The sequence below is a fragment of the Methanosaeta sp. UBA356 genome, assembly GCF_002496465.1.
Taxonomy (GTDB): domain Archaea; phylum Halobacteriota; class Methanosarcinia; order Methanotrichales; family Methanotrichaceae; genus Methanothrix; species Methanothrix soehngenii.
This window is the reverse complement of sequence record NZ_DAKC01000091.1, coordinates 1-3,832: the sequence shown is the minus strand read 5'-3', so window position 1 is coordinate 3,832 and position 3,832 is coordinate 1. Positions and strand designations below refer to the sequence as shown.

At 46.9% G+C, this 3,832-nt stretch carries 3 protein-coding genes; 2 read left to right on the top strand and 1 reads right to left on the bottom strand.

Annotated features, from left to right (window positions below):
* Positions 1 to 1,161 (top strand): asparagine synthetase B family protein (locus BP727_RS08485; protein WP_286858302.1); only part of this gene is annotated, 1,161 nt, incomplete at its 5' end.
* 50 nt (positions 1,162 to 1,211) lie between these two features.
* Here the strand turns inward: BP727_RS08485 and BP727_RS08480 are convergent.
* Positions 1,212 to 2,495 (bottom strand): glycosyl hydrolase family 28-related protein, encoded by a 1,284-nt coding sequence (locus tag BP727_RS08480; RefSeq protein ID WP_286858300.1) that lies wholly within the window; start codon positions 2,493 to 2,495, stop codon positions 1,212 to 1,214.
* 414 nt (positions 2,496 to 2,909) lie between these two features.
* Between BP727_RS08480 and BP727_RS08475 the strand changes: the two genes are divergently transcribed.
* Positions 2,910 to 3,832: lipopolysaccharide biosynthesis protein (locus tag BP727_RS08475; protein WP_286858298.1), on the top strand; the 923-nt coding region annotated here is incomplete at its 3' end.

Sequence of the window (3,832 nt, the reverse complement as noted above, 5' to 3'; positions counted from 1 at the left end):
GAGAGATTCGCAGGCACATACGAGGAGGCAATATCTACATTTAGAGATTTGATGGTGGATAGTGTGGATATCAGATTGATCAGCGATGTTCCAGTGGGCACATGTCTGAGCGGGGGAATCGATTCATCTGCCATTGCATGCTTGATAAACAGGAAAATGAAGATAAAGACATTTTCAGCGGTCTACAATGGCTATGAGAGAGATGAATCAAGATACATATCAATTGTGGCAGAGAAGACGGGCATGGCCAACTACAGAGTTCACCCCACTGCGGAAAAGCTGAGAGAGGATTTGTTTAAAATTATTAAATTAATTGGAGAGCCTTTTCCCTCCGCCTCCATTTATGCCCAAAATTGCGTGCAGAAATTGGCCAAGGGCAATGATGTCACTGTGGTGCTGGACGGTCAGGGTGCAGATGAGCTTCTGGCTGGATATCACTATTTTCTAGGTTTTTATCTAGTAGACTTATTAAAAACCTTAAGGCTAAAGAGGTTCGCCTCTGAATGCTACAATTTGATTAAGGGCAAGGAATATATGATCGGCATCCAGTCTTCATTATATCTTTTGCTGCCCATATTTATAAGAGAGCAGATTTTTCTGCGCGAATCCCTGCTATCCAGAGAAATGATGAACGGATCCGTTGCCACGACAGAATACTTTAAAAATTTTTCCGATTGCAGATCCTTGGGACAATCCCTGGAGTTCCATCTGAAATACCGGCTAGAGCAGCTATTGAAATGGGAGGACAGAAACTCAATGGGAAATCAAACCGAATCACGAGTTCCGTTTCTTGATTATAGAATAATTGAATTCATATCGGGATTGCCTGACGACTTCATAATAAGAGAAGGAAGAACTAAGGCACTGCTCAGGGATGCGATGATCGATATCGTGCCCAGTGAGATATTAAAGAGACGGGATAAGATCGGATATGAGACCCCTGATGCATATTGGCTGAAGACCGAGGACTTCGAAAAGCTTTTGAGCGATTGGTTTTTAAGGGGCGAACCCCTGTGCAGAGAGTACATTGATCTGAAAAAGCTGCGCCATCAGATAAAAGAGCATATACATAAGAACAAAAATCACGCTCGAAATCTATGGAAGGCCATCTTCCTGGAAGCCTGGCTTAAAACCTTTTTTCCCAACAGGAATCGGATGTAAGCCTCGAGGGCCAAGGCTCATGGACCCCGAGAGCCTTGAAATATTCTCATTCAGACATCTGGAAGACCGAATCCATACGATCCCTGATTATTGAGCGTTCCCTCCACAATCATCGATCCAATGGAGGAAGAATAGCAGTACATGATATTAATGCTCGTCCCCGGAGCACAGTCTATGGTATGCTTTGCAGGTATGAATACGGTTCCGATCAGCGTTGCCATTGCTGTGCTTGGATCGATGCCCCGGAGATAGGCGCAGGCATATGAGGCATTGACTGCGCCCCCGCGCAGAGTTGCTGTCGCAGATCCCAATACATGCAATGCATAATATCCATCCAAAACGCAATTTTCAAGGGTTGCTGCCGTGGGACCATCGATGTCGGCGTCTATATAAGATGCCCCTCCATAAGAGCTGGCTTTATTCCGGTCCGATTTGAAGAAGGACTCCTTGATATGGACTCCAATCGAGCTATGAATCAATAGACCATATGCATTCGGACTCGCAGTACAATCCATGTTGACGCTGGACATCTGCAGATCATTTATGCACCATATGGTGAGAGGGGAGGCAATGCACGATATGTCTTTTACCACAATGCGGTCTTTTGTCCGAGTTTGGTAATCGTTATTCCCATGGATTGTTAGCCCGGTTCTGCAGCGTTCAAAAACACAATCAGAGACAACAGTATCCTGTGCGGTATCAAGGAGTATGCCCTCCAGGCTGCAGTCTCTGGCAACTACATTGGTTATGGAAGAATGCGATTCAGATCCCATCCCATTATTTCCCAGGTACAAGCCGGTTCCATATGAGTTCTTAAACTCAAGGTTGTAGTAATTGCCGCCGGACCTGGGGCTGCCGGTCAATATCAGCGAAGCGCCATCTTTGTACCATTGTTCCTGATTGTCCCTGTTGCCATCAAAGGTCATATTGGCAACAGTAAAGGCGGTAAAACCCGGATCCAGAGAGATTGCACGGTTGAGCATCATCGCTACAGGATGGCCGACGGAGAATTGGTTTGGTTTTAATTTTAGTACGGTTATGCCTGCCCCATAGCCGAAGATGTGGACATTCTTGTTGCCCAATATAGGAATGCAGATCCAGAAAGGATTCAAATCCCCTTCGTCCAAGTAGAATTGAGTGTCCGCGCTGAGAAGGTACTCCCCATTGGAGATTAAGACATTGCCATTATCGGGGACGAAAGTTATGGCCTCTGTTATTACTCGAGAGTCGTCAGTTCCAGCCACACCGCTGGAGATCACATTGCCACCAACATCCCTAGCAATGATCGATCCGCCTTCGATAGATACGATAACATGATATACAATATCATTCAAATTTTTTATATCAGATCCCTCTGATAGTGAGCTCATTTTGCCGTCCTCCCAACATAATCAGGTCCACACCGATCTGCACAGTCATCAATTTTCTCCCAGTTGAGCGCAAGTGAACGCACCCTATCTGGCCGCAGACACCAGGCCTTTTCCGCTTCAGACTCAGTCCCGTAAAGGCAACAACGGCCATATTAGCACACTTGAGCCTCTAATACCTATTTCTCGTTGCTATATAAATAACTTTTTGATTTTTCGATATATGTAATAATGATCGTCTGACCATATATGGCTTGGGCTTTCGACTGCTCTTGCATGAAAGCATTTATACAACCAAGATCAGATACAAGATTAGATACGAATCAGTGGCGTCCAATTCATAAATCTGGCCTACAATGTCTTATGGCCTGGAAACCAGTCATGAACTTCAATCTGCACCGTTATCTGAGCTGCAAAGCAATCGCAGGAATGGCCGGAGATGGTTTATATAGAACATCCTTCTTCATGGCCTTCGCCAACATCATGAGCGCAGGATGCGGCTTCTTCTTCTGGATTATCGCTGCCAGGCTTTATGCCCTAGAGCAGGTGGGCCTGGCCACAGCGCTCATATCATCTCTTGCACTCGTCGCTCTCTTCTCAACCCTTGGCTTTGACTCCTCCATCATCCGCTTCCTTCCCCTGGAGGATAAGGGGAAGGTCATAAGTACGAGCTTTTTTGTTACCACCGGAGCCAGCATCATCTTCGGTGGAATATGCATCTTACTGATGATGATTCTGACCCCTTCCATGCCTTTTTGGCAGGATCCGGGTCATTCTCTGGCCTTCATTCTAGTTGCAGCACTGAACTCAATCGCGGTCATGGGAGGATACGCCTTTGTTGCGGACAGAAAAGCGGACCATTACTTCTTGCAGAATCTCTTGCAGGCAATTCGAATTCCAGCCCTTGTGCCTCTCGCTTTCCTGGGCGTCTTCGGAATCTTCGGCGCTATTGGCCTGGGGTATTTGACCGCAGCGCTCTACAGCCTGACGAAGATTCAGCTGAGCATATGCCGGATCAGGCCACAGGCAGACCGGGAGTTCATACGCAAGTCCTTGCGATTCTCCTCTTTAAACTACCTCTCTAGCCTTCTATATGCTGCACCTACCCTCATGATGCCCATACTGGTGCTGAGCCTGCTCGATGAAGCTGAAGCCGCAAAATACTATATCGCCTTCGCTCTGGGCACTCTGGTGCTTATCATCCCCAGCTCCTTTGGGACCTCCCTCTTTGTGGAGGGGAGTCATGGAAATAGCCTCAAGAAGAGCGCCTTTCGCGCGGGAGGCGCAAGCCTGATGATAATGCT